The organism is Zobellia uliginosa, assembly GCF_900156625.1.
Classification (GTDB): Bacteria; Bacteroidota; Bacteroidia; order Flavobacteriales; family Flavobacteriaceae; genus Zobellia; species Zobellia uliginosa.
This window is the reverse complement of the sequence record NZ_FTOB01000020.1, coordinates 1-7,053: the sequence shown is the minus strand read 5'-3', so window position 1 is coordinate 7,053 and position 7,053 is coordinate 1. Positions and strand designations below refer to the sequence as shown.

The 7,053-nt window shown below is 43.8% G+C and carries 6 protein-coding genes and 1 tRNA gene; 1 reads left to right on the top strand and 6 read right to left on the bottom strand.

The genetic code is table 11. From position 1 onward, the window contains the following. Positions 1-205 precede the first annotated feature (205 nt). Positions 206-279 (bottom strand) — tRNA-Pro (locus BW980_RS22030). 128 nt (positions 280-407) lie between these two features. Between BW980_RS22030 and BW980_RS22025 the strand changes: the two genes are divergently transcribed. Next, positions 408-1,985 carry a right-handed parallel beta-helix repeat-containing protein gene (locus tag BW980_RS22025; protein WP_139327772.1) on the top strand — a complete coding sequence of 526 codons (1,578 nt, stop codon included), beginning with the start codon at positions 408-410 and terminating at the stop codon, positions 1,983-1,985. A gap of 60 nt (positions 1,986-2,045) precedes the next feature. Here the strand turns inward: BW980_RS22025 and BW980_RS22020 are convergent, their stop codons facing one another. The 5 genes from BW980_RS22020 to BW980_RS22000 all read right to left on the bottom strand — a co-directional run. Next, the gene (locus BW980_RS22020; protein WP_076457308.1) at positions 2,046-2,960 is read right to left on the bottom strand and encodes an alpha/beta hydrolase; all 915 of its coding nucleotides are present in this window, start codon (positions 2,958-2,960) and stop codon (positions 2,046-2,048) included. Between the two features lie 14 nt (positions 2,961-2,974). Then, a complete protein-coding gene (locus BW980_RS22015; protein ID WP_076457307.1) occupies positions 2,975-3,703 on the bottom strand; it encodes a M15 family metallopeptidase in 729 nt (242 codons plus the stop codon). Between the two features lie 86 nt (positions 3,704-3,789). Continuing rightward, positions 3,790-5,646, bottom strand: coding sequence for a DUF5060 domain-containing protein (locus tag BW980_RS22010; RefSeq protein ID WP_083690600.1), 1,857 nt, complete (start codon positions 5,644-5,646; stop codon positions 3,790-3,792). A gap of 195 nt (positions 5,647-5,841) precedes the next feature. After that, positions 5,842-6,663 carry a sugar phosphate isomerase/epimerase family protein gene (locus BW980_RS22005; RefSeq protein ID WP_076457306.1) on the bottom strand — a complete coding sequence of 274 codons (822 nt, stop codon included), beginning with the start codon at positions 6,661-6,663 and terminating at the stop codon, positions 5,842-5,844. A gap of 78 nt (positions 6,664-6,741) precedes the next feature. Next, positions 6,742-7,053 (bottom strand): gluconate 2-dehydrogenase subunit 3 family protein (locus tag BW980_RS22000; RefSeq protein WP_139327771.1); only part of this gene is annotated, 312 nt, incomplete at its 5' end.

Here is a 7,053-nt window from a genome sequence, read left to right as displayed (position 1 = left end):
AGAGGTGTTAGAAACGTAGAGTTCTTCTTATTTAGGTTAACTAATATTTTTGCCTAAAGATAAAATCCCACAACTTTATGACTTGATCCATTATTACCTTAAATAAAATAGGCCCACAAACGCGCATAAAAAAACCAGCAAAAAATGCATTTTGCTGGTTTTTATTTATTTACGTATTAAAAAATTAATTTTAATACCCTATTTGTCGGGATGACAGGATTTGAACCTGCGACCACACGCCCCCCAGGCGTGTACGCTACCGGACTGCGCTACATCCCGAAATCGGATTGCAAAAATATAAAAGTTATTTAGATAATCCACCCTCTTTTTAAAGAATTCCTTGATTTTCTATGCAACATCTTTTTTATCAAATCGTTGTTATTTTTTTAACCAAACCTTCCATACTTATGAAGTACGCTCTAAAAGAACTGACCTACATTTTCTTTTTGGTTTTTTGCATCGCGTGTTCCAAGGACGAAGAAAACCATGTGCAAGAAATCGATTCTCCGGATATTAGCACCGGAAGCATAAAAATTTGCGAGACCAAGGGCAATGGCAAACTTTATGAAGTCGGGCCGGGAAAAGAATATGAAAACATTATCGATGTCCCTACCGAAAATTTAGGGCCTGGCGATGCCGTTCGAATCTATGCAAAAGACAAACCCTATTACGAACGTATCATCATAAGTACCCGAGGCACTGAAACCGAACCGATTTGCGTTTGTGGGGTTCCCGATGAAAATGGAAAACTACCTGTTTTAGACGGCACAAATTCTAGGGTAAGACCCATTGACCTCCGTTCGTATTTTAATTCTACCATAGCCTATCTTGGTATGGTCATAATTAGTGCAACGGCCGACAACCATCCGGAGTATATCAATATCAGCAACCTACAGATACAAGGGGCGCATCAATATAAAGAAGACGACGCTCAAAAAACATATGAAATGGGTTCCGAAAAGCTAAAGCCCTTTTCAAGGGCCGCCTCCGGTATTTATATGCGGGGTGCCCATATAGAAGTGAACAACTGTATCATCACTCATAACGGAAATGGCATTTTCGGCGCCTATAACAGTCCTAAAGACCCTTTGATAGATGTACGGTTGAACAACAACATCATTAAAGGCAATGGCACCTTCAACGTTTCCCAACAACACAATATTTATATCGAGGCGGATGGCCTTGTTTCTATAGGAAATCAATTCGGCCCCGTTCGAGAAGGTTCCCATGGAGCAAACTACAAAAGTCGGTCGGCAGGGGATGTTATCATGTACAATCGTTTTATCGGCCCTGCAGCAAGACAGATCAACCTTGCCGAAACAGAAAACGCCGTAGATTACTTTCCTCAATTGGATTCCTTTAAAACCACTTATTTTGCCGGTAATATCATAGAGGGAAGCAATTCGGGAGCCGGTACTATTTTACATTACGGAAACGATGTCGATTCCGCATCGCCCGATGGCAAAGGAAATAGAAAAGGAACCTTGTATTGCTACAACAATACTTTTGTTTTAAAAGGAAACAACAAAGCAAGCTACCGTAAGATGTTTTTTGACCTAACCTTTTGCGAAGGCACCTTGGAAACCTTCAACAATATCCTTTACTATGAGAACGATAGTAGCGATCCCAATATACAGGTGAGCGTACTAAGAAACTCGGGGTCGGTCGACCTATTTTCCAATAATTTGATCAGCGATGCCACCGTAGCGGCCTATAGCACCAGGTTTACCGGCGAAGACCAAAAACGTTGTAACAGCGGTAGTCTGTCATATGAAACCGTAGCGCAAATGATCGTTCCGGATCAAGACTTTTCAGTCGACCCCACCAATGCCTATCAACTGCAAACCGGTTCAAAAGCTATTGATGCAGGAATGGAAATTCCGGCCTACGTCAAAAAATTAGAATATCAATTTAAGTCCCCAAATGGTGTAGAGCCCAGGGAAATAAAGGGTGCATCTATAGATATAGGGGCGTATGAATTCTAAATCGAATGCCGATATAACAAAAACAGCAAGCTTATTTGGCTTGCTGTTTTTTTTGTTACCCTACTCTAGGCTTCTTAACCATTCACAGAGGTTGTCCGTCCATGTTCTTAAATAGGGATCCTTTAGTCCCAGAGAAAAACCGTGGCCTCCCGTCGGATATATATGGAGGGTAGCCGGAACATCGTTTTCCACCAAGGCTTTGTAGAATGCCAAGCTATTTTCTACCGGTACCGCCTTGTCGTCCGTTGCATGCAATAAAAATGTAGGTGGGGTATTTGCCGTGACTTGTTTTTCATTACTAAACCGGTCGAGTGCGCCCGGCTCAGGTTTTTTGGTCAACAGGTTAAACTGTGACCCCTTGTGGGTCGATGATTGATCAAAGGTTATTACCGGATAACAGAGCGCCAGAAAATCGGGTCTGGCACTTATGGCATCGATTGCATCGATTGGGGCGTATACCTTCTCTTCGAAATGGGTCCCTAAAGTGGAAGCCAAATGTCCTCCAGCGGAAAAGCCCATAGCGCCGATTTTGTTAGGGTCGATATGAAAGGTTTTGGCCTTGCTACGCACCAATCTTAGGGCACGCTGGGCATCGATCAACGGAACGTCTTCTTGCTTGGTCTGAGATACCGATGAAGGCAAACGATACTTGACCACTATGCCGGCAATGCCTTTACTGTTCAAAAACTTGGCTACATCCGTACCTTCCCAATCATAGGCCAAAATGTGGTATCCTCCTCCGGGAAAAATAAGCATAGCCTGCCCCGTAGCGTTCTTTTTTGAAGGCAAATACACTTCTATTGTAGGCTCCTGTACCTTGCTGATACGCAGTATATCTTTTTGCTCATGGACTTCCTTTTCGTCAGAAGCCACAGCGTTGGGAATTTTGTCTTCGGGCCATAACGGTATTATGGCGTCTTGCGAAAAAGCGTTTACACTCATAGCCAATACAATAAACAGTGTTATTTTTTTCATCTTCTTAATTCTCGTTATTGATTACAATTCCATTTGAAATTCGCCACCTTGTCGTTTGACCCGGCCTTTAGGTTATAATGCCACCATTCGGTACGTATAGACCAAAACCCATGTTTTTCCATGGTTTCCTTCAAGAGTTTACGGTTGGCCAACACCTTTTCCGGCAGATCAAAATTATCGTGATAAGCGCGCTTTCCAAAGAAATCGAAATCGGTCCCCATATCGAGCTCTTCCCCTTCCAAAGTTTCCAAGGTTATATCTACCGCCCCGCCCTTATTATGTATAGATCCCTTTTTAGGATTGGCCACATACTGTGGGTTGGGCACGATCTTCCACATCTTATACTGTACCGAATTGGGTCGGTAGCAGTCGAAAAACTTTATCCGCACCCCGCTCTTCTTAAATTCCTCGTTCGCTTTCAATAGGGCTTTTGCCGTCTTAACACGGGTATAACACTCCGCACAATCGTAGACTTTTTCCTTTAAAAAATTATTCTTGGTGGCATAGCGCAGGTCATATGCAAAACCGTCACTAAAATCGGCTAGGCGAACAAAGGTGGTATCGGCTAAATTTTCGAAGGTGCGAAAGGTTTTGGGGGCTGATTTTTTTTCTTCCTTTAGAAGGGTATCTACCGCTTGGGCAGAGGGTATTACATGTTGTTCGGCTTCCTTTTTTTCAGATGTTGTTTCCTTGCATCCTACAAAACATAGGAACAAGATAAGCGCACTATAAAAATTCCTCATAAAAATAAATTATCGGTCTGGCACAAAAGGCTTGTCCTGCTTTGATACCTTACCGTTTCTCGGTTTTAAACTTTATTCGCAAGATATTACTTTCTAGCTATAACAATTACCCAATCTTTCCCTTTTTGTCCATTATAGGCCGATAGCTCTACACTGTTGGGCTTGGTTATCTTCCATCCCTCATTTTGCTTATCGTACAACATTCCCCCTTCTTTCGGGTCGTAAAAAGCAATGGTAAAGGCCCCATCGCCGATGGTCAGATCGGTGGTTTCGTTCTTGGGAAGATATACGAGGTAAATCTCATCTTTCTTGGCAAAACAATAGGCTTTATCGTTACTTAAAAGCTCGTCATGGCACTGCATCGTTTCAAAAGGCAAATGGTCTTCAAAGAACTTCTTGGCATTTGCACTGATATTCCACCAGTTATCGCGGGCCCTGAAGTCCTCTGCCGAGATATCGTTGTTCGGAATGTCCTTGCCCCCGAAATACCACGACGTACCGGCCGCACCCGACATAAGGCTTCCCCATAGGCTGCTGCGCATCACCATGTCGTGATTGTTGTTTGCCGCGGTATCGGTGGTAACACCTATATCCCAATGACCGATTTCATCAAGATAGACCACCCACGGCTTTTTCTTTTTTCGAGAAAGGTCCAACCACTTTTTTACTTCTTTATGTACCTCGGTAGTATCGTACATCTGTAAAGAAGGAATTTCAAAATTACGATACCCTAACATGGGCGTGAACGTTTCCTTAATGGGATCCAATGGCCTACCTTCCCTACGTTCCCCGGTAACCCGAACGTGGTTGTGTACGGCTATGGGATGTTCGTAGGGGTCTATACTGCGAATATAATCGGCATAATTTTTGAGCTGTTCGGGGCTACGGTTGGTTTCTTCGCCCAAATTCCACACAATTCCCAAGTGATGGCCAAAACGCGCAACAAGTTCTTTATAGAAGAGTTTTCTTTCCAGCCCAAGTTCTCCCTTGTTCAAAACGGTATCGTTCTCCGTTTCTTGGGTAAATACGTTCATGGCCATGCCCAGTCGGTCCATATGGGTAAAAACGGTTTCCCATTGATCTAATTTACTGACATCGTATCGGGTCTGTTCATCAGGTGCTATCCAAGGCCATACATCATTGCCATCGCCATTTTCGTTCATAACCAAAAAATAAAGGCTGTTCATGCCCTTGCCCGAGAGGTAGTTTAAGGCACCGATCATCCCCTTGCCCCTACCATCGCCCCAAACGGGATCATTTTCCTTCCAGTCGTCAACGTGTGTCGGATATTGATGGAGGCCATCGTTCAGTGTGGGGGTCGCAGGACCTCCGTTATCGTAGGTGCCATCAAATTCTGAATAGGCCAAAAAGTTTTCCGGACTACCGACCCCGTTCTTTAAAAAGGGTTTATGGGTTTCACTCTGTTTTAAGTAATGTGTTCCGTCATAAGCAAGTTTTCCCGTACGATAGAAGCCGACTGCGGTAGTGTCTACGGGACGTACTTCAAATTCCCCATTTATATCCCAGATACTTTCGTTCTTTTTAGGAAGCGAAAACTGTTTGACGGCAATATTCTTGCCTTCCATCAGGAAGGCCCTGAACTTCCATGTTCCGATGGTATTGGGTGAAAATTTCACCCTCCACTTGTTTCCGGCATCGGCACTGGAATTTGCCGCATCTCCATCCGCCGCAAAATAACCATGAACGTTATAGGTGGTATCCTTATTTGAAAAATTGACCACCAAGGAATAATCTAAAAACGGGTTTATAGAATCGGTCTCCGATACCTGTGGACCATCGAAGGTTAAGGTCACGGGCTGCCATTTGCGTAAGGTACCTTCCAAATCGTAACTATCGGAAAGGCCTTTTTCATTACAGCCACAGAGCAGTAAAATAAACGCACAGAGACCTACAAAATATGGCTTAACGGGGTGGGAATACATAAGTAGTATATTGATTTTATACCTGCATAAGATAGGTATTTTTTCCTTGAAAAAACGAACCTATCCGCAAATACACATTTGATTTTACGGCGGTCTTCACCCTCGGTTATCGGTCGAGGCGTATCGGTTTCTATTCCAAAAAGACAAAGCCCCACTTTTAAGGTGGGGCTTGGAGTCTCAATCTTAAGGAAGGGATTATTTATCCAGACCTTTTAAGTATTCTAAACTAAGTGGCACCTGTTCTACCACTCTTGAAGATTCATCTTCAATGAACATATATTCGATGCCCAGTTTCTTGGCTTCGGCAACAATACCGGCAATATCTACTTGACCTTGCCCCAAGACGACATTGGTCTCATGATCTTCTTGGCCCGTGTTGTTCCCTTTTACCCCTTTCTCCATATCCTTCAAGTGAAGCAATGTAAACTTTGAGGGGTATTTCTTCATCAATGCCAAAGGATCGGCACCCCCGTGTTGGGCCCAAAATACGTCCAATTCAAAGGTATAGTCCGTAGCATTCTGAACCATATAATCGAACAAGGTTCCATCTTCATAGGGTCGAAATTCGTATCCATGCGGATGATATGCCAAAGTGATGCCGTTCTTTTTCAGCAATTTCCCCGCCGCATTGAACACCTTTGAGGCATGTTGCGTCTCTTCCAAGTCCCATTTATTATCATCGTGGGGTACCCAGGCACACATTACATACTTGGCGCCATAGGCCTTGGCATTTTTCACGACTTGCTGTGGATTGTTTTCCAATTCTTCAAATTTGGCCCCAACGCTTACAACATCAAGCCCGGTAGTCTTCAATAACTTTTTAAAATCTTTCAAAGCGAGACCATAGGTATCCCCTCCTTCGATTTTTGTGATTCCCCATCCTTCGATAAGCTTGAGAGTTCCGGGAACATCGGTTTTAAACTGATTTCGTAAACTGTACAACTGTAGCCCTACCTCTTGTGCCGACAAAGACACGGTAAGAAACCCCATTAATAAAAATGCACTGATTTTTTTCATTTTCCGGTTTTAATTAAATCTATGGGTTTCCCCATATGGTGTTACAATTAAAGGCCGCTATAGAAAGCGGCCCTTCATTTATGTCAATAAATTTCCGTTTTCGTCCCATTGGGCAATGTCGTTCCTTTTGCTTTGGTCGACACATTTGGCGATCCACTCGGGGTCGTATTCCACGCCGTGCTTCTTGAGCACCTCATCGGGCACCCCGTCCCAAACGTTGGGCGAGTTTCCCTTGTAGCCAAGGTCGGCTATGCCCACCTTGGAGGTGTAGTACCCGGTGACCACCAGGTTCCGTATAAGGGCGAAAAACTGTATCCCCAAGGGCTGTTCGTCCAGGGGGACGTCCATATCCCGATAACAGATGGTATCGAGGATCTGTTTCTGCTGTTC